Origin of the sequence: Mesorhizobium sp. M0938 (genome assembly GCF_040319125.1) — a bacterium.
Classification (GTDB): domain Bacteria; phylum Pseudomonadota; class Alphaproteobacteria; order Rhizobiales; family Rhizobiaceae; genus Mesorhizobium; species Mesorhizobium robiniae.
Genome location: NZ_JAMYNS010000012.1, coordinates 131,465 through 156,600 on the forward strand (window position 1 = coordinate 131,465; position 25,136 = coordinate 156,600).

General features: G+C 62.8%; 22 protein-coding genes and 1 riboswitch. Of the genes, 6 read left to right on the forward strand and 16 right to left on the reverse strand.

Annotation, left to right across the window (positions count from 1 at the left end; translation table 11 throughout):
* Positions 1-11: 11 nt before the first annotated feature.
* Both NKH73_RS21650 and NKH73_RS21655 read left to right on the forward strand, forming a co-directional pair.
* Positions 12-1,529 carry a glycerol-3-phosphate dehydrogenase gene (locus NKH73_RS21650; protein WP_352936052.1) on the forward strand — a complete coding sequence of 506 codons (1,518 nt, stop codon included), beginning with the start codon at positions 12-14 and terminating at the stop codon, positions 1,527-1,529.
* Positions 1,529-2,470, forward strand: a complete 942-nt coding sequence (locus tag NKH73_RS21655; protein ID WP_352936054.1) for a sugar phosphate isomerase/epimerase family protein — start codon at positions 1,529-1,531, stop codon at positions 2,468-2,470. Before NKH73_RS21650 ends, NKH73_RS21655 begins: the two co-directional genes overlap by 1 nt.
* A gap of 43 nt (positions 2,471-2,513) precedes the next feature.
* Here NKH73_RS21655 and fba read toward each other — a convergent pair whose 3' ends face one another.
* A complete protein-coding gene (gene fba, locus NKH73_RS21660; protein ID WP_095483847.1) occupies positions 2,514-3,578 on the reverse strand; it encodes a class II fructose-bisphosphate aldolase in 1,065 nt (354 codons plus the stop codon).
* A gap of 291 nt (positions 3,579-3,869) precedes the next feature.
* Here fba and NKH73_RS21665 point away from each other — a divergent pair, with 291 nt between their 5' ends.
* Genes NKH73_RS21665 through derI form a run of 3 tightly spaced genes read left to right on the forward strand, consistent with a single transcriptional unit; the run spans position 3,870 to position 5,878 of the window.
* Positions 3,870-4,637: a DeoR/GlpR family DNA-binding transcription regulator gene (locus NKH73_RS21665; protein WP_352936057.1), complete on the forward strand. Its 768-nt coding sequence runs from the start codon at positions 3,870-3,872 to the stop codon at positions 4,635-4,637.
* A 9-nt stretch (positions 4,638-4,646) separates the two neighbouring features.
* A complete protein-coding gene (locus tag NKH73_RS21670) occupies positions 4,647-5,405 on the forward strand; it encodes a triose-phosphate isomerase (RefSeq protein WP_352936059.1) in 759 nt (252 codons plus the stop codon).
* A gap of 29 nt (positions 5,406-5,434) precedes the next feature.
* The gene (gene derI / locus NKH73_RS21675) at positions 5,435-5,878 is read left to right on the forward strand and encodes a D-erythrulose-4-phosphate isomerase (protein ID WP_095483850.1); all 444 of its coding nucleotides are present in this window, start codon (positions 5,435-5,437) and stop codon (positions 5,876-5,878) included.
* Here the strand turns inward: derI and dhaL are convergent.
* The 5 genes from dhaL to oiaX all read right to left on the reverse strand — a co-directional run bounded on the left by dhaL (position 5,875) and on the right by oiaX (position 10,982).
* Positions 5,875-6,513, reverse strand: a complete 639-nt coding sequence (gene dhaL / locus NKH73_RS21680) for a dihydroxyacetone kinase subunit DhaL (RefSeq protein ID WP_352936061.1) — start codon at positions 6,511-6,513, stop codon at positions 5,875-5,877. The two genes, derI and dhaL, sit on opposite strands and share 4 nt — an antisense overlap.
* An 11-nt stretch (positions 6,514-6,524) precedes the next feature.
* The gene (locus NKH73_RS21685) at positions 6,525-7,538 is read right to left on the reverse strand and encodes a dihydroxyacetone kinase subunit DhaK (protein ID WP_352936063.1); all 1,014 of its coding nucleotides are present in this window, start codon (positions 7,536-7,538) and stop codon (positions 6,525-6,527) included.
* Positions 7,539-7,607: 69 nt separating this feature from the next.
* Entirely contained in the window at positions 7,608-8,081 is a 474-nt protein-coding gene (locus NKH73_RS21690) for a 6,7-dimethyl-8-ribityllumazine synthase (RefSeq protein WP_352936065.1), read from the reverse strand.
* A gap of 77 nt (positions 8,082-8,158) precedes the next feature.
* Positions 8,159-8,359: riboswitch (FMN riboswitch) on the reverse strand.
* Between the two features lie 33 nt (positions 8,360-8,392).
* The gene (locus tag NKH73_RS21695) at positions 8,393-9,727 is read right to left on the reverse strand and encodes a four-carbon acid sugar kinase family protein (RefSeq protein ID WP_352936067.1); all 1,335 of its coding nucleotides are present in this window, start codon (positions 9,725-9,727) and stop codon (positions 8,393-8,395) included.
* 4 nt (positions 9,728-9,731) lie between these two features.
* On the reverse strand, positions 9,732-10,982 hold the full coding sequence (gene oiaX / locus NKH73_RS21700; RefSeq protein ID WP_352936069.1) for a 3-oxo-isoapionate-4-phosphate decarboxylase OiaX: 1,251 nt from the start codon (positions 10,980-10,982) through the stop codon (positions 9,732-9,734).
* Positions 10,983-11,124: 142 nt separating this feature from the next.
* Here oiaX and NKH73_RS21705 point away from each other — a divergent pair, with 142 nt between their 5' ends.
* Positions 11,125-11,838: a transcriptional regulator NanR gene (locus NKH73_RS21705; RefSeq protein WP_352936071.1), complete on the forward strand. Its 714-nt coding sequence runs from the start codon at positions 11,125-11,127 to the stop codon at positions 11,836-11,838.
* 2 nt (positions 11,839-11,840) lie between these two features.
* On the opposite strand, the gene apnL is transcribed toward NKH73_RS21705, so the two are convergent.
* From apnL to NKH73_RS21755, 10 genes are all read right to left on the reverse strand, one after another.
* Positions 11,841-13,679, reverse strand: coding sequence for a D-apionate lactonase (gene apnL / locus NKH73_RS21710; RefSeq protein WP_352936073.1), 1,839 nt, complete (start codon positions 13,677-13,679; stop codon positions 11,841-11,843).
* Positions 13,676-14,710 carry a Gfo/Idh/MocA family protein gene (locus tag NKH73_RS21715; RefSeq protein ID WP_352936075.1) on the reverse strand — a complete coding sequence of 345 codons (1,035 nt, stop codon included), beginning with the start codon at positions 14,708-14,710 and terminating at the stop codon, positions 13,676-13,678. Before NKH73_RS21715 ends, apnL begins: the two co-directional genes overlap by 4 nt.
* A gap of 2 nt (positions 14,711-14,712) precedes the next feature.
* Positions 14,713-15,777: an ABC transporter permease gene (locus tag NKH73_RS21720; RefSeq protein ID WP_352936077.1), complete on the reverse strand. Its 1,065-nt coding sequence runs from the start codon at positions 15,775-15,777 to the stop codon at positions 14,713-14,715.
* Positions 15,770-17,320 carry a sugar ABC transporter ATP-binding protein gene (locus NKH73_RS21725; protein ID WP_352936079.1) on the reverse strand — a complete coding sequence of 517 codons (1,551 nt, stop codon included), beginning with the start codon at positions 17,318-17,320 and terminating at the stop codon, positions 15,770-15,772. Before NKH73_RS21725 ends, NKH73_RS21720 begins: the two co-directional genes overlap by 8 nt.
* The gene (locus NKH73_RS21730) at positions 17,317-17,976 is read right to left on the reverse strand and encodes a DUF2291 family protein (RefSeq protein WP_352936080.1); all 660 of its coding nucleotides are present in this window, start codon (positions 17,974-17,976) and stop codon (positions 17,317-17,319) included. Before NKH73_RS21730 ends, NKH73_RS21725 begins: the two co-directional genes overlap by 4 nt.
* Before the next feature lie 94 nt (positions 17,977-18,070).
* Positions 18,071-19,012, reverse strand: coding sequence for a D-ribose ABC transporter substrate-binding protein (locus NKH73_RS21735; RefSeq protein WP_095483864.1), 942 nt, complete (start codon positions 19,010-19,012; stop codon positions 18,071-18,073).
* A 369-nt stretch (positions 19,013-19,381) separates the two neighbouring features.
* On the reverse strand, positions 19,382-20,209 hold the full coding sequence (locus NKH73_RS21740; RefSeq protein WP_352936083.1) for a phosphogluconate dehydrogenase C-terminal domain-containing protein: 828 nt from the start codon (positions 20,207-20,209) through the stop codon (positions 19,382-19,384).
* A gap of 108 nt (positions 20,210-20,317) precedes the next feature.
* Positions 20,318-21,343, reverse strand: coding sequence for an ABC transporter permease (locus NKH73_RS21745; protein ID WP_352936085.1), 1,026 nt, complete (start codon positions 21,341-21,343; stop codon positions 20,318-20,320).
* Positions 21,340-23,817: an ATP-binding cassette domain-containing protein gene (locus NKH73_RS21750; RefSeq protein WP_352936086.1), complete on the reverse strand. Its 2,478-nt coding sequence runs from the start codon at positions 23,815-23,817 to the stop codon at positions 21,340-21,342. Before NKH73_RS21750 ends, NKH73_RS21745 begins: the two co-directional genes overlap by 4 nt.
* 180 nt (positions 23,818-23,997) lie before the next feature.
* Positions 23,998-25,020 carry an ABC transporter substrate-binding protein gene (locus NKH73_RS21755; RefSeq protein WP_352936087.1) on the reverse strand — a complete coding sequence of 341 codons (1,023 nt, stop codon included), beginning with the start codon at positions 25,018-25,020 and terminating at the stop codon, positions 23,998-24,000.
* Between the last annotated feature and the right edge of the window lie 116 nt (positions 25,021-25,136).

Below are 25,136 nucleotides of genomic sequence, written 5' to 3' on the forward strand. Positions count from 1 at the left end.
GGCCCAGCGAGATGAACGGCGATAGCGAAATCGTCGACCTCTTCGTCATCGGCGGTGGCGTCAACGGCGCCGGCATCGCGCGCGACGCGGCCGGCCGCGGCTTGTCTGTCGTTCTATGCGAGAAGGACGATCTGGCCGAAGGCACCAGTTCGCGATCGGGAAAGCTTGTCCATGGCGGCCTGCGCTATCTCGAATATTACGAGTTCCGGCTGGTGCGGGAGGCGTTGATCGAGCGCGAAGTGCTGCTTGAATCGGCTCCGCATATCATCTGGCCGATGCGCTTCGTGCTGCCGCACAGCCCCGACGACCGGCCGGCATGGCTGGTCCGGCTCGGCCTGTTCCTCTACGATCATCTCGGCGGCCGCAAGCGGCTGCCAGGCACCCGAACGCTGAACCTGCGCACCGCGCCCGAAGGCGCACCGATCAAGGACGCGTTCAAGCGCGGTTTCGAATATTCCGATTGCTGGGTCGACGACGCCCGTCTCGTCGTCATCAATGCGCTCGACGCTGCCGAACGGGGAGCCAAGGTCTTTACCCGGACCGCCTGCACCGCCGCCCGCCGTGAAAACGGCCTGTGGTCGGTGGAGATGCGCGACGGTCGAACCGGCGTCAGGACGACGGTTCGGGCGCGGGCACTGATCAACGCGGCCGGTCCCTGGGTCAACGACATCATCAACCGCGTGGCCGGCCAGAACTCCAAACGAAATGTGCGCCTGGTCAAGGGCAGCCACATCGTCGTGCCGAAATTCTGGGAAGGGCGTCAGGCCTACCTCATCCAGAACAGCGACAAGCGCGTGATCTTCATCAATCCTTACCAGAACGATCTGGCGCTGATCGGCACCACCGACATTCCCTATGATGGGCGGCCTGAAGATGTGACGGCGGACACCAGCGAGATCGACTACCTGATCAGGGTGGTTAACCGCTATTTCAAACGCGAGCTTGCCCGCAGCGATGTCATCTATTCGTTCTCGGGCGTCAGGCCGCTCTATGACGACAACGCCGACAATCCGAGCGCGGTGACGCGCGACTATATTTTCGAACTCGACGCATCGGCTGAGCAGGCACCGCTGCTCTCCGTCTTCGGCGGCAAGATCACCACCTTCCGCAAACTGGCCGAGCACGCGCTCGACAAGATCGCCCCGTTCTTTCCGAAAATGGGCAAGCCATGGACGTCGAAAGGGCATCTGCCGGGCGGCGATATCGCCAACGCCGATTTTGAGCAGTTTCTCGGCGATCTCGGCCGCGAATATCCCTGGATGCCGGCATCGCTGGTCAAGCACTATGGCCGGCTCTACGGCACCAGGACGCGTGTTCTAATCGGTGCGGCCAGGGCGCTTGCCGATCTGGGGCGGTGCTTCGGCAAGGATTTCTTCGAACGGGAAGCCAATTATTTGTTCGAGCACGAATGGGCGCTGACATCAGCCGATATTCTCGAACGGCGCACCAAGCATGGGCTGCATCTGTCCGCCGCAGAAAGAGCCACTTTCGAGGACTGGTGCGCGAGCCGGCTGGTGAAAGCAAGCTGATGACCTTTACGCTTTCCCTCAACACCAATCCGCTGGTCAACCGTTTCGCCGAACCGGACGATCTTATCGACGCGATCGCCTACGATATCGGCATCCGGGATGTGCAGCTCACGCATGAATTCGTCAATCCCGGCTGGCCGTCAGCGACGATCTCGAAATTCATCCGCCTGTTCAGCGCCGCACTCGACCGCACCGGCGTGCGCGTAACGTCAGGGATGACCGGCCCCTACGGACGGCTCAACCATTTCGGTCATCCCGACGCCGACGTGCGCCGCTACTATGTCGATTGGTTCAAGACCTTTGCCGACATTTCGGCCGAGCTCGGCGCCAGCGGCATGGGCACCCAGTTCGCGATCTTTACCCACAAGGATTATGACGATGCCGAGCGCCGTGCGCGGCTTCTCGACATCGCTATGGAATGCTGGCGCGAGGTCGCCGAACATGCGAAGGCGGCCGGGCTGACCTATCTGTTCTGGGAGCCGATGTCGGTCGGCCGCGAGTTCGGCCATACGATCGAGAGCTGCTGGGCGTTGCATCGGGACATCGAGGCCGCCGGCATGGCTATCCCGCTGAAGATGATGGTCGATATCGACCATGGCGACGTCACCTCGAGCAATCCGGACGACATCGATCCCTATGCCTGGGCCGAAGCGTTTCCCAAGGTATCGCCGATCATCCACATCAAGCAGTCGTCGATGAACAAGGGCGGCCATTGGCCATTCATTGCCGCCTACAACAAGGACGGCCGCATCACGCCGGAAAAATTTCTGGAGACGGTTCGCCGTGGCGGCGGCGTCGACAACGAGATCTGCCTCGAACTGTCGTTTCGCGAACGCGAGCCGGTCGATCATCAGGTCGTCGCCATGATACGCGAATCGGTCGACTACTGGGCGCCGTTCATCGAGACCGGCAGAGCGGCACTCTTGCCGAAAGCCGGATAGATGAACAGGAGCCTATGCGGCTCCTGTTCAGAACCAGAATACGTCAGCCGAATTTCGGATCGAGACTGCCCGACTTGTAGCGCTTGGCCATTTCCGAGACCGGCAGCGGCTTGATCTTGGGCGCGTTGCCGGCGGTGCCGAACTGCTCGAAGCGCTCCTTGCACAGCTTCCTCATGGCGGCCATTGCCGGCGTCAGATACTTGCGCGGGTCGAATTCGCTCGGGTTCTCGGTCAGCACTTTGCGGATCGCGCCGGTCAGCGCCATGCGGTTGTCGGTGTCGATGTTGATCTTGCGCACGCCGTGCTTGATGCCGCGCTGGATCTCCTCGACCGGCACGCCCCATGTTGGCTTCATCTGGCCGCCATATTTGTTGATGATCTCCTGCAGCTCTTCCGGCACCGAGGACGAGCCGTGCATGACGAGGTGCATGTTCGGCAGGCGGCGGTGGATCTCCTCGATCACGTTCATCGCGAGCACCGCGCCGTCCGGCTTGCGCGAGAACTTGTAGGCGCCGTGGCTGGTGCCCATGGCGACGGCCAGCGCATCGACATGCGTGTCCTTGACGAACTGCACCGCCTGCTCCGGATCGGTCAGCAGCTGGTCGTGGCTGACGGCGCCTTCAACGCCATGGCCATCTTCCTGTTCGCCGCCGCCCATCTCCAGCGACCCGAGAACGCCGATCTCGCCTTCCACCGACACGCCGCCCCAGTGAGCCATGTCGACGACGCGGCGCGTGATACCCGAATTATAATCGTAATCGGCCGGCGTCTTGCCGTCCTCCTTCAGCGATCCGTCCATCATCACCGAGGTGAAGCCGTACTGGATCGCAGTCACGCAGGTGGCTTCGTTGTTGCCGTGGTCGAGATGCATGCAGACCGGAATATCGGGATGGATCTCGACCAGCGCGTCGATCAGCTTGGCCAGCACGACGTCGTTGGCGTAGGCCCGCGCCCCGCGGCTCGCCTGGAGGATAACAGGCGATTTGGTCTCCTCGGCGGCCTCCATGATGGCGAGGCCCTGTTCCATATTGTTCATGTTGAACGCGGGCACGCCATAGCCGTGTTCGGCGGCATGGTCGAGCAATTGTCTCAATGTGATGCGAGCCACCCAATAGTCTCCCGTATTTGGTTTCAAGCCTATGGTTACGGGCCTTCCAATCGTCGTTCAGCCCACTGATGCTTCTGGCCGGATTTCCAGTGAACCGCAACCTTTGGCCATGCCGCCGAGGAGCAATTCTTGTTACAGGACAGCAATCAGAAGCGAATAATATCCCAAAGAAATGTAACATCATCACAAAAAAATTGGCGCCTATGCGATTTCCTCTGTTATAATAGCCTTGGCTCGCCGTTTGCCCACTGTGGATTCGCAACGAGCCGGATTCAGGAAACAGGCTGGACAATGAAGAGCGACGGCCGGCGCCAAGGCATTATGGATTTTCTGATGGACACCGGCACGGCCAGTGTCGATGACCTTGCCTCGCGCTTCGGCGTATCGAAGATGACCGTTCATCGCGACCTTGACGAGCTTGAGGAAAGCGGTTTCCTGCGCAAGGTGCGCGGCGGCGCCTCGATCCAGCCCAGCGGCCTGTTCGAGAGCGATTTCCGCTACCGTCAGAAGCAGGCCGGCGAGGAAAAGCAGCGCCTGGCGGCTGCCGCCGTGGCGATGATCGAACCGGGCCAGACGGTGATCATCGACGACGGCTCGACGGCCGGCGGCATTGCGCGCCACCTTGCGGATCTCCGCCCGCTGACCGTGATCTCCAACAATCTGGCCGTCATACAGGATCTGGCAGGCGTTGGAGGGATCACCCTGATCGCTCTCGGTGGCCAGTACAGCAAGAAATTCCACGGTTTCTTCGGTCTGCTTGCCGAGGACACGCTGAGATCGTTGCGCGCCGATGTGGCCTTCCTGTCGTCGTCGGCCATTCACGGCGCTTCCGCCTTCCACCAGGACCAGGAAGTGGTCCACACCAAGCGGCTGATGATGGCCGCCGCCGCGCGTAAATATCTGCTGGTCGATCACGGCAAGTTCGGCCGCACGGCGCTGCATTTCCTGACCGATCTCAAGGCGTTCGACGCCGTCTTCACCGGTCGCGAATTGGAAGCCCAGACGCGAGAGGCATTGGACGGCGCCGGTGTTTCGCTAAGAATAGTCGAGAAGGATTGAGGAGGACGCATGGTTTACTGGGTCGGCACAAGCTGGAAAATGAACAAGGGGCTCGCCGAGGCGATCGATTTCGCCGATGCGTTGGCAAGATTCGTCCCCGGTTTCGACGACCGCATCCAGCCCTTCGTCATCCCACCCTTCACGGCGGTTCGCGAGGTCAAGAAGGCGTTGGCGACGACGCGGGTCAAGGTCGGTGCCCAGAACATGCACTGGGCCGACGCCGGCGCCTGGACCGGCGAGATTTCGCCCGTGATGCTGACGGATTGCAGGCTCGACTTGGTCGAGCTTGGCCATAGCGAACGGCGCGAGCATTTCGGCGAGACCGACAAGGCGGTCGGCCTCAAGACCGCGGCGGCGGTAAAGCACGGTTTGATACCGCTGATCTGCGTCGGCGAGACGCTTGCCGAGCGCGAAGACGGGCGGGCCAATGCCGTGCTGACCGCCCAGGTGCAAGGCGCGTTGCAATTCCTCGAAGGCGAGGCAAGGGGAGAAAAAATCCTGTTTGCCTATGAGCCGGTCTGGGCGATCGGCGACAAGGGCATTCCGGCAAGTGCCGACTATGCCGACAGGCAGCAGGCCCTGATCAAGACGATCGCCGGCGATCTTCTGCCGGCCGTGCCGCCGGTGCTTTATGGCGGCAGCGTCAATCCGCAAAATACCGCCGAACTGATCGGCCAGCCGCATGTCGACGGTTTGTTCATCGGCCGCTCGGCCTGGCAGGCGGAAGGCTATATCGACATCCTCCAACGCGCCTCGGCGGCGATCTGAAATCAATCGAACAAAGAAAGGACACGACCATGAAAATAGCCATTGGAGCCGACAGCGCCGGCAAGCCGCTGCTCGACGTCATCGCCGCGCATCTTGCCACCAAACCCGGCCTCGCCGTCAGCGACCTCAGCCAGGCCGGCTACTATGCCGACCTGTCGCAGAAGCTCGCCCAGACCATCCTCGACGGCGAGAACGATCGCGGCATCCTGTTTTGCGGCACCGGCATCGGCGTTTCGATCTCGGCCAACAAGGTGCCCGGCATTCGCGCAGCACTTACCCACGACACTTACTCCGCCGAACGCGCGGCGAAATCCAACAACGCCCAGATCATCACCATGGGCGCTCGCGTCATCGGCCCGGAACTGGCCAAGTCGATCGTCGACGCCTGGCTCGCATCGGAGTTCGACGAAAAGGGACCGTCGGCCGGCAATGTCCAGGCGATCGACAGGCTGGACGCGGCGAAACTGGGCTAACCCAGGCTTTTCCGCATCGCACCGATGACGGTGACTGCCGATGCGGCGCCGGGGTCCATGTGCCCGAGCGATCGTTCGCCGAGCCGCGACGAGCGGCCCTTTGCGGCGATCATGTCCTTGGTCGCCTCGGCGCCCCGTTCGGCCGCTTGAAGCGCCGCCGCAAGGCTTTCGGACACGGTCTTGCCTGCGGCATGGGCCGCCGCCGCTGCTTGCGCCGCCGGCAGCCAGGCATCGACCATCGTCTTCTCGCCGATCTCGGCCTTGCCGCGATCCTGGATGCCCTGCGCCATCGCCTGGAACAGGGCGATGATATCGGCGCTCGCCAGCGTCGCCTTGCCCTTGACGGCAGCAGCACCACGCATGAAGGCGGTTGCATAGAGCGGGCCTGACGAAGCGCCGACGGCGTTGAGGAACGATTTCGCCGCGGTGTTGAGGAGAGCTGTCGGCTCGGTCGCCGCGAGATCGAGCGGCGCCAGCGCATCGCGCACCGCGCCAAAGCCGAGTGCCATGGCGATGCCATGATCGGCGTCGCCGATGACGCCGTCGAGTTGGCAGAGCCTGTCCTTGTCGGCTTCGATCGCCACCGCGATCGCATCGAACATTTTTTTCAGATCGGCTGCGTCGATAGATGTCATGGATGCTGCTTTCAGTCGGCGCGAAACATGGCGCAGTCGCAAGGATGGTCGAGCATCGTCTGCAATTCGCCGTCGAGATGCATCAGCGTCACCGAGGCGCCGGCCATTTCGAGCGAGGTGCAATAATTGCCGACCCAGGTCGCGTGAACTGACACGCCGATGTCATCCAGCCGACGCTTAACGCGCCGGTTCATGATGTAAAGCTCCATCAGCGGCGTCGAGCCGAGCGAGTTGACGAGCACGGCAACCTTGTCGCCACGCGCCGGCGCCATCTCGTCGAAGATCTTGTCCAGCATCTCATCGGTGATCTCGTCGGCTGTTTTCAGTTTTCCGCGCGCAATGCCCGGCTCGCCATGAATACCCATGCCGATCTCCATCTCGTCCGGCCCGATCTCGAAATTCGGCCGGCGGGTCTGCGGCAGCGAACAGGGCGACAGCGCCACCCCCATGGTGAAAGTGTGGTCGTTGGCTTTCCGGGCGATGCGCTCGCATTCATCGAATGAGAGCATCCGGTCGCAGGCAGCACCGGCAGCCTTGAAGATGAAGAAGTTGCCGGCAACACCGCGCCGCTTCTGCCGCTGGTCACGCGGCGCCGATGCCACGTCGTCGGTAGTCAGCACGGTGCGCACCTCGATGTCATCCATCGCCGCCATCTCGGCGGCCATGTCGAAATTCATTACGTCGCCGGCATAGTTGCCGTACATGAACAGCACGCCGGCGCCGCCGCTGACCGCCTTGGCGCATTCGAGGATCGGGTCCGGCGGCGGCGACGCAAAGACATTGCCGATCGCCGCCGCGTCGGCCAGCCCCTTGCCGACGAAACCGAGGAAGGTCGGCTCGTGGCCCGAGCCACCGCCGATGACGAGGCCAATCTTGCCTTGGCGAGGTCCATCGCGGGCGATGATGGAGCGCGGACTTCCCTCAGCGCTTTTGAGATGGCGGGGATGCGCGGCCAGGATGCCTTCCAGCATCTCGTCGACGGTGCGGTTGCCGTCATTGATGATCTTCTTGGTCTGCACCTGCATCCTCCCGATTTCGGTATTTTCGCAGATAGTACAGCGTGTTACCGGGATTTCCACCCGGGGACGGATATTTCACGCCGCGATGCGTTCGCGCGCGGCCAGGATCTGCACGCAGGCATTGGCTGCCTCTTTGCCCTTGACCTGGAAGTGCTCGAAGAAGAAGCGGTGATGCTCCGCGCTGTCATGGTAGTTGTGCGGGGTGAGCACCGCCGAAAGCACCGGCACGCCGGTGGACAATTGCACATTCATCATTCCGTCGATGACCGCGCTTGCCACGAATTCATGCCGGTAGATGCCGCCATTGACGACAAATGCGGCGCCGAGGATTGCGGCATAGCGACCGGTCTGGGCCAAGGTCTTTGCATGCAGGGGAATCTCATAGGCGCCCGGCACATCGAAGACATCTACGGCAAAGCGTTTCTCTCCAAGGACCGCAAGTTCGGCCTGGAACGCCTCGACGCACTGGTCGACGATGTCGGCGTGCCAGCGCGCGCGAATGACAGCAACGCGGACAGTTTCGTAGTCTTTTGGGGAATGCTGATTCATGGGTCCATCCTTCCGTTTTTCGAACCAGAATCAGGACGCACGATACGGAATCCGAGCCGCGAAAGCGGACCGTCGCCGTTCGTTCTCTTCCATCCGGACTGTGACCGTCGGCTCCGGAATCACACCGGATCTGCTGACCTTCCCCTATCAGAGAAGCGCTCGCGGGCTTGGGTCCCCGCGCATGACCCCGAAAACCGGAACGGTTTTCGGAAAGGAATCATGCGCAACTAGGAGTCCTTACCGCCGGTGGGGACTTTCACCCCGCCCTGAGAACATTGACGGTGTTTGTATGGAAGGGCAGGGGGATGCTGTCAACTGCCGAGACCGTCGCGGATGACGGAGAAATAGCGATCGGTTCCGACCTGCCCGCCCTTCAGCGCGACCTCCAGTCCATCGATTGCCTTGACGCGCGAGTGGGCAACGCAGAGCGGCGAACCTGGCGAGGCGGGCAGCGGCATCCGCACCGTCAGCGCATCGACGCCCATCTGGCCGAGTGCGTGGCTCGAGGTGTCGCCGCCGGCGATGACCACGCGCTGCAATTTCTGCTCGACCGTCAGCTCGCGAAGAAGTTCGCCGAGGCCACGGCCAAGCTTGTGGCGGGCGCCTTCCTGCCGGTCGATTTCGGCGCCCCGGTCGGCTGCTGGTCCAAGCGCCGTGTAGAGGACGACGCTGCGCCCGGCTTCCAGACTGGCACGACCGCTTGCTGCCGCACGTGCGATCGCTTCACCGGAGGCCTCGGAAACCAGTTCGACAGGGTCCACCTCGATCCCGTCGAAACCGTCCGTCAAAGCATGCCGTATCTGTCGTTCCGTTGTCGGCGAGCAACTGCCCGAGACCACTGCGATCCGGTCGGCCGCGCCCGGCGGCGAAAAGCTGGGCTCGGCACGGACGGTATGGTTCGACGCCCATTCGGCCAGCAGCGCGTATTCGATGCCCGAAGAGCCGACGACGAAAGTGCCGCCAGGCCTGCGAACGCGCCATATCTCCTTGCCGGCAAGCGCTTGGATTTCGCGGCTGTCCACATCGAAGAGCACGATGTTGATGCCGTCGGCGAGCAAGCGATCGAACGCTTCGGAGCGGACCGCGGACTGCAGCGTCGCCAGATCGACCAGCCCCGAGGAGAGATCAGTCTGGCGCGACAGATGGATCAGCAGGTCGGATTCGTCCATCGGTGTGGTCGGGTGGCGGCTCATCACGGGATGGCGATCGATACGGAAATATTTTTCGCGGTAGGCCGCGAACAGATGGCCGAAGGCGGTGTAGCGCTTGAGTTGCGGCGCGCCGACCACCAGCGGCACGCTGTCTTGGCTGAACACCGAGCGGCCGATCTCGACGGCCCGACCGATGCTGCCGATCGTCGGGCTGGAATCGAAAGTCGAGCAGATCTTGTAGTGGCAGATATCGGCGTTCAGGGTCTTCAGCCAGGCGAAGGCGTCCCGCAGATGCGTATCCATCCACTGCGGCGTCTCGCTGCGGCTGGTGCCGGCCAGGCCGATTGCACGGCAATGCCTGAACTGCGCAAGCTGCGCTTGGTCCGGCTGACGCATGAACAGCACGGTCGGCACACCGCCGAGCTCGAGCGCCTCCATGACGTCGGTCGAGCCGGTGAGGTCGTCGCCATAATAACTGAGAAGCAGGTTTTGCATGGCGTCAGGCCGCTTTGCCGTCGCCGAATTTCTCGATCGACCGCGCCAGTTCGGGATGGGTCAGCGCGAACTCCGCCAGCGGAATGCCCTCCACCGCCGCCTGCCAGGCTTGCTGCACGGCGCGGACGCCGGCGCCCGGCCCGTCCGGATGGCTGACGATGCCGCCGCCGCAGAGATAGAGGAGATCGACCGTTCGGCCGGCTCGTTCAAAGGTTTCGGGGGCCTGTCCACCCCACTGGCCGGAGCCGGCGACCGGCAATGAGCAATCATCAGGCGAAAAGATCGGCGTGGTCACCGCCTTGAAGGATTCGATGAAAGAATCGTCCGGCTCCCAGTATTTCGAGGCGATGCCGTTGATCTGGAATTGATCGACGCCGAGCAGCCGCCAGAACTGCTGCCAGACCTTGAAGTCCATGCCGAGGCCGGGGTGACGGGTGAGGATGTCCCAGCCGTTGCGGTGGGCATGGATCACCAGGCTGGAGCGCTTTCTGAGGAAGGCCATGCCGCCGAAGCCGACGGAATTGATGTTGACCACCGCGCAATTGCCGCCGGCCTTCGTCACCAGATCGTGGTTTCGCATCATCTCGTCAGGGTCGGCATGCGAGATGCCAAAAGCATACATCACCTTCTTGCCGGTCTTCTGCTCATGGTCGAGGACGAGCGGCATGACCGCCTTCACCCGTTCCGATAGAGGCGAATAGGCCGGGCTCATCAGCTTCTCGTCGTCCTTGATGAAATCGACGCCGGCGGCGATCAGCTCGCCGACCATCTCCGCCGTCTCGTGCGGCCGGAGCCCCAGCGCCGGCTTGACGATCGTCCCGATGATCGGACGATCCGTGACACCGGTCAGCCGGCGGCTGCCTGTGACGCCGAATTGCGGACCAGGATGGGTGCCGCGATACTCATCCGGCAGCTTCATGTCGACGATGCGAATGCCCGACAGGCCCTTGATCGAATAGGCGCCGCCAATGGCGATGGTCATAAGCGCCGAAAGGTCGGTGCCGATGGCATCCAGTGGAAACGCAATGTCGACATCCGCGCGCTTGAAGGGTCCGTCGCCAGCTTCGGGAAGCGACGGACGATCGCCGTCCGGCAGATGCCGTATCGCCAGGACGCGCGCCGCTACCCGCGCCTTGAGCTCTTCGGTCTCGCCGGCCAGCGCGACAAAGGTTCCGGTCGACTGATCGCTGGCGATTTTGGCCGCCAGCGCCTCGATGCTAGCCGAGGTCTCGATGCGATAGGTGAGGGTGATCATAGCTCGAAAAAAGTTCCCTGATCTTCCAAATCTGGTATAATGAGTACATAAGTATTGCAAGCGATATCCTGCTTGGGCAGGCATTCCGGGAATCGTGGCGGCAATGCTAAATAGACACCGGTCAAAGGAGTGATTCGCGGCGATGAACCGTTCGGAGCCGATCGTCCGGCGCAAGCTTTCCGACGAAGTATTTTTGAGACTGAAGCGCTTGATCACCAGCGGCGAATTGCAGCCGGGTGACGACATGCCGTCGGAGCGCGAGCTGATGGAGCGCTTCGAGGTCGGCAGGCCGGCGATCCGCGAGGCGATGCAGGCGTTGAGCAATATGGGTCTCGTCGCGATCTCGCATGGCGAGCGGGCGAAAGTGCTTCAGCTGACCGCCAAGTCGATCATCAAACAGGTCGATGGCGCGGCCAAGATCATCCTGTCGTCGTCGAAGGACACGCTCGAGCACCTCAAGAATGCCCGCATCTTCTTCGAGCGCGGCATGGTCAGGGAAGCCGCCGAAAAAGCCACAGCCGAGGATGTGCAGCAGCTCAGGGCGACGATTGCCGAACAGCGCAGCTTTCGCGGCGATTCCGAAGCCTTCATATCGGCCGACATGAAATTTCATACTCAGATCGCGGCGATATCTCGAAACCCGATTTACGTCGCGGTCAGCGAAGCCATGCTTGGCTGGCTGAAGGAATATCACACCGAAATGCTGATCTGGACCGGCAAGGAAAATTTCACGTTGACCGAGCACGAAGAGATCATTGGGCGTATCGAGCAGAAGGACGCCGACGGCGCCGAGAAGGCGATGATCAAGCACCTCGAGCGCTCACGCGCGCTCTATGTGATGAATTCCGGCAACTGAGTTCACCCGATCCGGGTGATCGCGTAGGGCGCCATCACAAGCTGGCCTTGGCCAAGCACGGAAACATCAACCGTCAAATCGTTCGCCGTCAGGTTCGCCAGCCACATGACGGTCTCGCCCGAGGCAGAACGGCCAGCCAGCGCGAGCACCTTGGTCTCGTCGCTCGTGCTTGTCGCAACATGCGCAAGGCCGGCCAGCTCACAAAGCCCCTGTACAGCTTGGAAGATCGGCCTGACATCACCTTCGCCGACGGGTTCCCCGGATGCCGCCAGCACACCGAACGGTCCGCTGAAGCTGGAAAGCGTGAGCATCTCCAGTCCGGCCGGCGCGACGCGTGCGGCATAGCCGATCGTCCATGCTGCCGCGAACAGGCCGGCATGGCGGGGATCCCGATCGGCCATAGCGATGCGCTGATTGTGCGGGTTGGCCTTGGTCGCGCCGCCATAGGGGTTCTGCCGCATGGCGATGGTCGACGGGCCGATCCGGTAGGGTTTTGGCCCGAAGATCGCCCGCGTCGAGGCGGTGATGAAAGGCAGTGCCTCCAACGATTGCATGACGCTGAGATCGTCGGCGGCGTGCACGATCGGGCAGGTGCAATGGGTGACGAAATCGAGCAAGTCGGCGGGAACGCGCTTGCGGTTGAGTTCGGTGAAATAGCTGAACATGCCACCGCCGAGGCGGAGATCGGGAAAGGCGCGGCGGGCGGCAGAATAGACGTCTTCGAGCGGCGGACATTCAGGCCATGCGCTGCCCGGCGGCGTCGACTGCCGGTCGACCGAAGGCGAAACGGCAATGGCTGAGAGCTTCAGCCCGGCCTGTCGCACCATGCCGGCGACTCCTGAAAGCTCGGCATCGAGATCGCCAACGCAGGAAACGACGCATTCAAGCGTCGTTTTAGCCGGATAGGCTGCGGCGAGCCGGGCGTAGGACTGCAAGGCGTCGAGTCCGTGGCCGCGCGTCGGGTCATAGTGGAACATCAGCTGTTGTGGGCCAAGCGCGGACATTGTCGAAAGGTTTGCCAGCGTAGCATCGACCTCGTCCGGGTAGATGATCACGCCGATATCCGGCAGCAGCGATCCGGCCTCGCCGAGCTCGACGCGGACAGGTTCGGCGGCTGTTGCGACAGCCGGCACCTTGTCGCCGCCGGTCATCCGCAAGCTGATCTTCTGGCGCACAGTCTCGCCGGCAGGCAGCACATAGGGCCATGGCAGCGCGAGCGGACGGACATAGGTCTTGTAGGAGGCATCCGACCAGTTCCTCTGGTCCTCCATCTCAAACGCGTCGCCTTCCATCCGGCATTCGGCGGTGACGCCGGGCCGGACTTCATGGGTGATCGCCCGCAAATCCTTGAAGGGCTGCCAAGGGTCGATCAAAAACGGAAGCTTTGTTTCCACCACGCTGCCGTCAGTGTGCTCCACCGTGACTGGGTTGCCGGCCAGGCCGGCGATCGGATGCAGGATGCAGAAGCCGCAGCGGTTTGTCTCGAAATCGCTTTCGGGCAGGGCGCTGACGTCGAAAACCAACTGGCCGTCGGCGGAAGCCTCGATCGTGGCGCGAAAGCCGAGCCGGCTTCCCTCTGGTCCGACGCAACTTGCCGAATAGCTGACGGAGAAATTATCGGCACCCTGGTCTACAGTCAGGTCCGTGAGCGCCGGCTCGTAGGTGCCCCAGTCGCGATCCCTGACGATATAGGCGATGGCACGCAGCACTTCGACGCCGCCATAGCGGATGGTGCGCAGATTGCCATTGACGAACTCCGCGGTGAGCGCGCCGGCGCGCAACCTGACGGGCTCGGCCTCGACCGCGGGCGTGCCATAAAGGAGGAAGGCGTCGGCGGTCATCTGAGCAGAGCGTCGAGCTGTACCGGTTCACGGCTCGCAGCCCCCGCATAGGCGGCCTCGACCAGCGCCAATGTCCTAAGATTGTCCGCACCCGAAGTTGCCGGCTCGGTCCCGTTCGCCAGGCAGTCGACCCAGTGCTTTTGAATGGCGACAACGCTTTCCTGGATGTTGTGCCACGGTCGCGATGCCCAAGGCAGCAGCGGTGGCGAGACGTCGCGAACCGTCGTTCCGCTCTTGCCGGTGACAGTGAGCCGGTAATTCTGCTCAAGCCGGATCGTGCCATCGCTGCCGTCGATCTCGACCAGCGTCTGCGGAAAAGGTTCTGTCGCGAGTTTCGTCGCATAGCTGCAATCGACCACAGACGTTGCGCCGCCCTGGTGGTCCATCAGCATAGTTGCGACGTCCTCGCCGGCAATCTCAGGATTGATGCGAGCGGTTCGTGTCGTGATCGTCGACACGTCGCCCAGCAGAAAGCGGGCGATGTCGAGGATGTGGATACCGAGATCCTCGATGATGAAGCGCTTTCCCGTCGCCAGATAGGGCTGGCCGGAAAACACGTCATAGGCCGAGCGGAACGAGATCCGTCCAAAGAAGGGCGTGCCGATGTCGCCGCTGTCGAGCACCGCACGCACCGCCTGGATCGGTGACTGCCAGCGAAAGTTCTCGTGCACCATCAGCGGCACGCCTGCGTCAGTGCAGGCCTTCACCATGGCCTTTGCGTCGGCAAGCGACGGTGCGAACGGCTTTTGACAGATAGCCGGAACGCGGTGCCGCGCCGCCATCTCGACAAGCGGACGGTGGCTCGGCGCGGTGGTGGCGATGTCGACGAAGTCGAGCGTCTCGCCCGCGAACATTTCCGCCGCGTCGGTGTAGCGCCGCGCAATGCCGAACTGTTCGCCGACCACCTCGAGCCGTTCCGGGTCGCGGTCGCAAATGGCGACGATCGAGGCACTTTCGATGTCGCGCCAGGCGTGCATCTGGTTGACGGCAAAGAAGCCGCAGCCGATCAGCGCTCCACGCAGCTCCGCCATGCTCAGCCCGCCTTTGCCATCTGCATCAGTGTAACGCGTTGTTGCAGCCGGCGCTGCGCCTGGTCGACAACGACGGCGACGATAATGACGAGGCCCTTGATCACCATTTGCCAGAAGGAGCTTACGCCCATCATCACCAGCCCGTCGGAGAGAATGCCGATGACGAAGGCGCCGACGATGGTGCCGCCGATCGTGCCGCGGCCACCCGACATCGAGGTGCCGCCGAGCACTGCCGCGGCGATGGCGTTCAGCTCGAAGCTTTCGCCGGTCGCCGGATGCGAGGCCATCAATTCGGACGAGATGATCAGGCCGACGATCGCCGCACAGAGACCGGAGAACATGTAGACGAACATCTTCACCATGTTGACGCGGACGCCCGAAATCCGCGCCGCCCGCTCGTTGCCGCCGACGGCGAAGATGTGGCGGCCGAGCGGGGTGTATTTGGCGAGATAGGCGGCCCCAAGTGCTACGACGACAAGAATCCATATCGAGACCGGCAGGCCGAGCAGCCGGCCGGCGCCGAGGAAACCGAACCCCGTCGTGCCCAGATCGGGCTTGCCGACGAGGTTCGGGAAAGTGCGGCCATCGGACGACAGCAGCGCAAGGCCGCGCGCGACATAGAGCACGCCGAGCGTGGCGATGAACGGCGCGACATTCAGCCTGGTGATCAGCAATCCGTTGACGGCGCCGATCAATATGCCGACCGCCAGCGTGATCAGGGCGATCTCGAAGACGTTGAAATAGAGCGTGTAGCCGACCTGCAGGTCGATGCCGTTGAGCACGAGATAGCCGGCCACCATGCCGCACAGGCCGACGATCGAGCCGACCGACAGGTCGATGCCTCCGGTGATGATGACGAAGGTCATGCCCATGGCCAGGAACGCGTTCAGCGCCACGTGCTTCGACATCAGGATCAGGTTGGCCGCCGACAGGAAATTGGGTGCCGCGATCGAGAAGAAGATCAGGACGGCGATCAGCGCAATGAACGTCCTCGCCTTCATCAGCGTCAGCAGGACGGAGCCGTTCGAGGCGGAGGCAACGGAAGCCTTGGCGGGGATGTCAGTCATGGGCGGGGCTCTCCGTGTGCGGGACCGGTCCGTGGCCAAGCGCCGATGCGGCGACGAGTGCCGCCTCCGTCGCCTCGGCGCGATCGAACATGCCGGTCAGTTTTCCATTGCTCATCACCGCGATCCGGTCCGACAGTGCCATCACCTCGTCGAGATCGGAGGTGGCGAAAAGTATGCCCAGTCCGTCGCGGGACAGTTTGCGCATGGTGCGGAAGACATCGGCCTTGGCGCCGACATCGATGCCGCGGCTGGGTTCGTCCATCAGCAGCACCTTGGGCCCGGTGAGCAGCGCCTTGCCGATGACCACCTTCTGCTGGTTGCCGCCCGACAGCGACGAGACCTCCTGTGCTGGGTCGGCGACCTTGATCGCCAGCTCCCGCACCATCTGCGTCACCGCCTGGTTTTCCTTGGCGCCGCTGATATGGAACAGGCGCACAAACCGCGACAGGCTGGCCAGCGTCAGGTTGCTGGCGACGGAGAGGATCGACACCAGCCCTTCGCGCTGGCGGTCCTCGGGGATCAGCGCCAAACCGCGCCGGATGCGTCGCGTCGTGTCGCGCTCTTTCACTTTCTTGCCGGCGATAAAGATCGCTCCGGTCGCATGGCCGTGGCGTCCCATGATGCAGTCGAACAGCTCGCTGCGTCCGGCGCCCATCAGGCCATAGATGCCAAGGATCTCGCCGGCACGCAGCGACAGCGAGACGTGATCGACCGCAAGCCCGCCGGTCACGCGCGGCAGGCAGATATCCTCGGCGCGGAATATCTCTTCGCCCGGAACATGGCCGTCGGCCTTGGCGAAGTCCTTGGCGTCCGAGCCGATCATCTGCCGCACGATCCATTGCGTGTCGACGTTTTTCATCTTCTCCTGGCCGGTTATCCGCCCATCTCGCAGCACGGTGATGTAGTCGCCGATGCGGATCAGCTCCTCGAGCCGGTGCGAGATGTAGACGATCGCCACGCCGCGCGCCTTGAGGTCGGCAATCACCTTGAACAGGATCTCGACTTCCGCCGCACTTAGCGCCGAGGTCGGTTCGTCCATGATCAGGATGCGCGCATCGAGCGAAACCGCCTTGGCGATCTCGACCAGCTGCTGCTGGCCGATGCGCAGATCCTCGACCAGCATGTCCGGCCGGATGCCGGCTTCCAAGCGCTCGAGAAATTCGGCCGCGCGGCGCTCCTGTTCTCCGCTGTCGATCTTGCGGAACCGGTTGGTGATCTCGCGGGTGGCGAAAATGTTTTCGGCGACCGTCAGGTTGCCGAACAGGTTCAGCTCCTGAAACACCATGCCGATGCCGCGGTTCACTGCGTCGCCGGATGACGAGAAGGAAACCTCCTCACCCTCCAGGAGAATGCGGCCGAGCGTCGGCTGTTCGACGCCGGCGATGATCTTCATCAGCGTCGATTTGCCGGCGCCGTTCTCGCCGACCAGCACGTTGACCGCGCCCTTGCGCACCTCGAAATTCGCGCGCTTGACCGCGACGGTCCCCGAATAGACCTTCGAGACGTCTTCCAGCTTCAGGATGACATCGTGATCGGTATTCATAGCTTCGGCCCGATCTCTGCCTCCGCCGGCGTCACCAGCGGCAGGTCCTGGCCGCTGCCCATGACATAGGCGCCGACAACCCTGACGCTCCGGCCCTCCAGCGCTTCGCGCGGCAGCTTGGAAAGAACTGTCTTGTCGGCATGGATGTTGAACGCCTTGCCGAACTGGGCGAAGTCGATCTGGTTGGTGAAATCGTTGAACTGGATGAAGTCGAGGCTGTCGCGCAGCGCGGTGCCACGCACCGCGGGTCCGATCTGCACCCGCGCATCCGCCTTGCCGTCGGCGTCGGCATCGACATCCATGGTTGCCGCGCGTGACTGTGTATTCGCCGCAACAATCTTGCCTTCGAGGCGAACCGCGAAGGTCCATGGCGAATTCGCCTGCTTCTTCGGATTGCCATATTTGGCGCCGGCAGCCGCTGGATCGGCTTTTGCCAGGGCGTGAACCTCGGGAAATGGCCCGGCCTTCTGCCTGATATAGGGCACCACCTTGGCAGCCCAGATATCCCCGACCATCTTGTCCGCATTGAAGGCAGGGGCATCGCCACCGTTTTCCCCGGACGGTGTCGGCAGGATCTTGCAGGCGGTCAGGCTGATGCCGAGTATCGCGGCAAGGATCGGCGCGGCGAGGGTCGGCCAAATCTGCTTGTTCAACATGTCGGCTTGTTCGGCATGGCGGTCAGGGCACCCAGGAAAATGGAAGCAAGGGACGAGCCGGCAGCTCGTCCCTTGCGATTGATGTCACGCCGGCTCAGTTGGTCAGCGCGAAGGTTTCCAGCTTGGCGGCATTGTCGCCATTGATCAGGACGCAGTCCATCAGCTGCTTTTCCTCGGCCGGAGACTTCTTGTTCTTGATGAAGTCATTGGCCTGCTCGACTGCCATCTGCGCCTGCGCATAGGCCGGCTGCAGAACGGTGGCCTTGATGCCGCCTGAGGCGATCGAGTCGCGCACGTCGTTCGACCCATCGAAGCCGACGACGATGACATCCTTGCGTCCGGCGGCAGCGAGCGCTGCATAGGCGCCCATCGCCATCGTGTCGTTGCCGGAGATCACGCCCTTGATATCAGGATTGGCCTGGAGGATCGATTCCATCTTGGAATAGGCCTCGGTCTGGCTCCAGTTGGCCGACTGCTGCGCCACCATCTTCAGGTCCGGATAGTCGTCGATGACGTCGTGATAGCCCTTGGAGCGGATGCCGGCATTGGTATCGGATTCCTTGCCGACCAGCTCGACGAAATTGCCCTTCTCGCCCATCAGCTTGACGAACTCCTGCGCGCCGAGCTGGGCGCCCTGGTAGTTATTGGAGACGATCTGCGCGACGGCGACGCCGGTGGCGTTGATCTCGCGATCGATCAGGAAAGACGGAACGCCGGCGTCCTTGGCCTTCTGCACGGCGGCGACGGTGGCGTCTGCGCCGGCATTGTCGAGGATGATCGCCTTGGCGCCGCGGCCGATTGCCGTGTCGATCAGCTCGGACTGCTTGTTGGCGTCGTCGTCATGGACGAGCACCAGCGCTTCATAGCCGAGTTCCTTGGCCTTGGCTTCCGCGCCGACGGCTTCGGCCTTGAAGAACGGATTGTCGTGCGAGGGTGTGATGATGGCAATGAGATCCGCCGCATAAGCGGGTGCAGCGGTGCCAAGCGCCAGCATGCCGGCAAAAGCCGCAAGCGTCATTCTGCGAGTGAGTTTCATGAATTCCTCCCGTTTGAAAAACTATGCCTTGATCAACCCAAGGCTGCTGTCTGCATGCAATTCATTTAGATGGCGCGGGCGCGGATAGACTGGGTTCAAAGCCGTTTGCCGGTTCATCTCAACGGAACGTCGCTCCCCAGTCATCCTCCACCCCAGGCCCGAATTTGCTTCGAAGCCTGATGGTCCGAGCCACCATACAGCTAAGCCAACTGGTATAATGAGTCAATCACTAATTCAGGTGACCTGTGTCGGCGCGCCCGCGACTTTCCTTTTCCCCTGTGGGAGAAGGTGGCTGAGCGAAGCTCGGTCGGATGAGGGGTGTTCTAGCTTGGCAATGACGGCCCACAAGGGGAGAAGGAAAAGGTCATCTCAGGTGATGCGCTGGATACTCGCTGCAATCTCTTCCGGCTCGAACACCCGCTTCCAGTCGTCGCGCATCAAGACCGGCTTGCCGAACTCGATGGCCTTGTTGCAGGCGTCGGAGAACACACCCGTGGTCTCGCCGAAGATGACGGCGCCGAGCACGTTCATGTGGCCAAGCAGAAAGTCGAGCGCGGCCTGCTGTTCGACGCCGCGCGCGACGACCTCGTCGACGGCTTCCTTCATGACGACGAGCAGCGAGGCGCAGACGGTCTCCGAAAGACCCGGCTCGAGCAGCGCCATCTGGTCGACCGTGACGCGATGCGAGCGCATGACAGGAGCCCAGATGATCTTGGCGATCGCTTCGCCCTTGCCGAAATCTTCCTCCGGCCCCTGCATCAGCGCGCTGACCATGTGCTGCTTGGCCTTGACGCCGCCGAAATAGTCCTTCTTGGCCGCCATGTCGGTCTCGTCGTTGAAAATCGGCGGATGGCAGGGATGGGTGACGAAATAGGTCAGGTCCGGCCGCTTCGGCAAGTGGCCGGCGAAAGGTGCTGCGGCGTCGAGCACGACGACCATCGTGCCCGAAGCAAGCTTGCTCTCGATGCTGGCCGCGACCTTGCCGATATGGGTGTCGGGAACCGCCAGGATAACCACTTCGGCGCTATCAAGGGCTTCATCGGCGCTGACCGCGTCGATGCCCAGCCCCGTCTTCAGCCGCTCGCGGCCGGCGTCGCTAACCTCGACATGGCGTATCGTATAGGGAGAGCCGCGAAAATTGGTCGACAGGCGGTACCCCATTTTGCCGCCGGCACCGAACAGCGCAATCGTTGTCATCTAGCGTACTCCTGATCTCGAACGATGGCCCTGCCGATCGTCATCTTGTTAACTGGTATAATCACACCACCACGGCTTTGCAATCCGAATAGGATGGAAGCGGGCTATTTACGACGGCCCACCCTTCGCCGGCGCCGCGGGGCCGTCGTCATCGCTCGCTGGGTCGACAGACGTTCGCCGTGCCATCGCCTGTCTGCCGGCAAGAGCGAGGACGAAGATGACGACGATGCCCTGGACGATGTCCTGGGCGCCGGGAGGCAGGCCGACGATCTGCATGGTCGTGACGATCAGGACGAGAAGAATGCTGGCAAACAGGGTGCCGACCGCGGTCGCCGAACCGCCGAAGATGAGGGTTCCGCCCAGCACCACCGCGGCGATCGACTGCAGCAGATAGGGCTGACCCATCTCGAGGAAGGCGCCGCCGATATAGGCGCCGAGCAGCAGGCCGTTAAGCGCCGCCAGCACCGACGAGATGATGAATGCCGACGCAATTATCGGACCGTTCCTGATAGCAGCCAGCCGCGCCGCGGTGCGGTTCTGGCCGACCGCCGACAGCAAATGTCCGAACACGGTGTAGCGCAGCACGAAGGACGCTATCGCTACGCCCAGGATTGCGATGATGGCCATGATCGGCACGCCGGAAATGCGGCCTGTCGCCAGATATTTGAGTGCCGGGCTGACGGCGAAGCCCGATATCGCCCGGTTCGACAGCAGCGTCGCGGTCGCCAGCACATAGCCGGTCGCCAGCGTCGCGATGATTGCCGGTATGCCGAGCTTGACGACGAGCAGCGCATTGAGGGCGCCGACGGCGAGGCCGAGCAGGATTGCGGCAAGGACGCCGATGGCGAGGTTGGCGTCCTGCCCCTTGATGGTGAGCAGCGCGACGAAGGCGCTGAGCGTTATCACCGAGGCGACCGAGAGATCGATATTGCCGCGCCCTGTGGTCACGACGAACATCTGGCCGATGCCGACGACGGTCAGGAACGACGCCGAAAGCATGATGCCCGACAGGCTGGACAGGCTGAAGCGGTTGGTGACGACGGCAAGCACCAGCCACAGGACCAGCACGCCGATCGCCGACCAGACCCAGCGGTTCCGCTGAGCCCAGATGCTGAAGGCGATCAGCGCGTTCACTGTTCGCTCCTGCGGTCTGCGGTCAGGCTGCGGAGTGTCAGCAGCGCGATGAGGATCAGCCCTTGCGTCGCGGCGTTGAAATCGCTGCTGACGTTCAGCATGCCGAGCAGCGCTCCGATCAGCGACAAGGTGACGGCGCCGACGACGGCGCCCACCGGCGAAATAATCCCGCCCAGCAAGGCGCAGCCGCCCATGACGACGGCAGCGACACTGAGCAGCGTGAACGAATTGCCGGAATTGATGTCGCTCGCCGTGTTGATCGCCGTCAGCGACAGGCCGGCGGCAGCGGCAAACAGCCCCGCCACGAGGTAGCGCACCAGCGCATAGCGCGTCGGCGACCATCCGGAGCGGATCATCGCGGCCGGATTGTTGCCGAAGCCGCGCAGCACCACCCCGAGCGGCAACCGGTCGATCACCAAGACGATCACCGCGACGATGCCGATCATGATGATGGAGGTTGGCACGAAGCCGACCGACCAGTTGACCAGCGCCGACAGCCATTCCGGACTGGTACCGCCGGGCGTCGGCTGCAGCGAATAGCCCAGGCCTATCCAGATGAACGAAGCACCAAGCGTGACGACGATCGCCGGGATCTTTCGCGCCTGGATCAAGCCGCCCAGCCCCGCGTAAGCCGCCACGGCTGCCACCAGCGTTATGGCGCCAAGCCATGGCTGGTCATAAAGCAGCGTGGCGCCGAGCACGCTGACGAGACCGGCGAACGCGCCGACGCCGAGGTCGATCTCGCTGCCGCCGACGATGAACATCTGCGCAGCCGTCACCAGCACCAGCGACAGCGCCGGAAGCAGGAGCAGGTCAAGCCCAAAGATCGAGGCCACCGCCGGGTTGGCCCAGATCATGACGGCCAGAACGACGGCAAGGCCGACGAACGGCGCCGCATTCACCAGGCGACGGGCAAGCCTCGCCGCAATTCCGCTCCCGTCTCGATCACCGGCAAGCTTGTCGGTGGGCTGGGCGAAGGATGCCCCGACGATTGCCGATTCCGTGATCGCATCGCCGGCCAGTTCCCTGACAATCCGTCCGCCGGCGAAGACCAATACGCGATCGCAGGCAAGCAGTTCGGCATCCTCGGTGGTATGCCAGACCAGCGCCCGTCCGCCGCGCGCGATCTCGTTGCAGAGCCGGTAGAAATCCTGCTTGGTGGCGATGTCGACGCCACGCGTCGGGTCGTCGAGAAGGATGATCGGCGTGTCGGCGACCAGCGCTCGGGCGACCAGTGCCTTTTGCTGGTTGCCGCCGCTCAGGTCGGTGATATCTGATCCGAAGCGCTTGTCGTCGAGCCGCAGCCGGCCGGCGGCATCTGCGGCCGCATCCCGGTTGACGCGGTCGGAAACGAGACCCAGTGCCGGGCGGCGGGCAAGGCTGCCGATGCTGATGTTCGATAGTACGCTCCACAGGGGAAACACGCCTTCCTTCTGGCGGTCTCCTGCTATGAAACCGGCTTCAGCATGTCTTGTGACCGCACCCTGTTTGCGATCGGGCTTGAAGATCGCGTGCAGCAGGTCCTTCTGGCCGCTGCCCTCGAGGCCGGCCAGGCCGATGATCTCGCCGCGGACGATGTCGAGATCGCGACCGAGATCGGCCGTCAGAGAACCGGAAAGCCGCACCAGCACGTCTGCCGTGGAGGCGGCGGTGGCGGCGTGTTGATGGATCGGATTGGCGTCGCCGCCCATGAGTTGCACCAGCTTGCCGATCGACGCGTCCGCGACATGGCCGTGCCATGCGGTGCGTCCGTTGCGCAGCACCACGATTTGCGTGGCGATGTCGATGATTTCCTGGAGCTTGTGGCTGATGAAAATGAAGGCGAGGCCCGATTTCGCCCGCTCGCGGACGAAAGCCCTGAGCTGTTTCGAACGATCAAGGTCGAGGGACGACGTCGGCTCGTCGAGCACGATGAGCTTGACGCCGGGCGTTGCCGTGGCGCGCGCAATCTCCACCATTTGCCGTTCGGCGATGGAGAGGTGGCCGACCTCGGCGTCGACATCGATGCCGTTTCCGGGGAAGACAGCGTCGAGCGCCGAACGGGCCCGGGTCTTATAGAGCGTTCTCCAGCCAGGCCGGCTCGCCGCGTCCTCGGGCGTCTCCAGAAAGAAATTCTCGGCGACGGAGAGATTGCCGCACAGCGACAGTTCCTGGTGCACCATGCGGATGCCGCGCTTTTGTGCCTCGGCTGTGTCGTAGTCGCTGAAGTTCACCACTTCGTCGGCAAACGAAATCGAGCCGAGCGTCGGCCACATCGTGCCGCACAGGATGCGCATCAACGTGGATTTTCCCGCGCCGTTGCCGCCGACGAGCCCAATCACATCCCCGGCATGGACGGAAAGATCGATCCCGGCATTCGCCAGCGTTGGCCCGAAACTCTTGCTTATCTGGGTAAGCGAGACGACGCTGTGCCGGGCGGGAGCAGGCGCCGCCAACGCTGCGCCTGCCTGGTCGGCAACGGCAAGGTGGGACATTCTCGTCTCCGTTCTTTTAGAGTCGGGATCGGGCGCGGTCCATCGAAGACGCGCCCGATCAAACGAGGAGTAAGGCATGTCGCGCAAAAGTGCGCAGCGGTTTTGCGCGACATGCATAAAAACAAGAACTTAAAGCGCGTCGCCTTTATCCGTTCAAACGCGACGCGCTTTAAGGCTGGGTTACTTGGTCAGGAGATTTTCCTTGACCCAGTCGAGCGAATAGCTGGGGCTGATGATCTGGCCGCCCGGCAGCTTCGCGTAGTCCTTGAGGTTGCCGTCGTCGACGGTTGCCACCGGCATGATCATCAGCTTGGGTGCTTCGGCCCCCTTCAGAAGCGACAGGCCGAGCCAGAACGCCGCGCCGCCGATGCCCGGCGTGGTGTTCATCGAGATGGTCTTGTAGCCATTCTTGGCGTTTTCTTCGGCCCACCATTTGACGAAGTCGGTGCCGCCGCCGCCCTCGATGATCGGCATCTTGCCCTCATACTCGCCGCCATACTGGACGAAGGCCTGCGCGATGCCTACATCGTCGCTGCCGCCCTGGGCAAGCACGGCGTCGACATGCGGCAGGCTGGGCAGGACATTGGCGATGGCCGCCTGCGCGACCGAGGCGGTCGCCTGGCCATAGACGGTCGCCAGCACCTTGATGTCTGGGTATTTGGCAAGCACCGCCTGCTGCGCATTGTACATGTCGTTGTCCGGCGCCGAGCCTTTGACGCCGCGCACCTGCAGGATGCTGCCCTTGCCGCCGAGCATCTTGATGACGGCCTCGGCCTGGGCTGCCTTGTAGCCCTTGAAGTCGAAATTGAGCTGGTAATTGCAGGGCGCCGACGCCACCGAATCGAAGGAAATGACGATGATGCCGGCAGCGCAGGCCTTCTGGATCACGCCGTTGACCGCAGTTTCCGAAGCCGCGTCGACAGCGATCACATCGACCTTCTTGAGGATCAGTTCGGCGATCTGGCTGTTTTGCTGCGCCACCGAGCCGTCGCCATTCATGATGATGTAATCGGCGATCTGCCCGGCGGCCTTCGCTTCCTTGGCCGAGGCTTCGAACGCCTCCACCATCTGGTGCCGCCAGGTGTTGCCGTAATAGGCATTGGCGAGCGCGATGACCGGCGCGTCGGGCGACGCCATTGCCGGCAGCACGGAAACACTCGCCAGTGCGGCGCTGGCAAGCGCCGCTATAATTGAAAACTTCATGGTATTTCCTCCCAAAAAAGACCGGCCAACATGGTCGGCTTGCCTGCCATTCCACTATAGCGCACCCTCCGGAAGACGCTATATCAGGTACATGTTATACCAGCATACCAAATAGG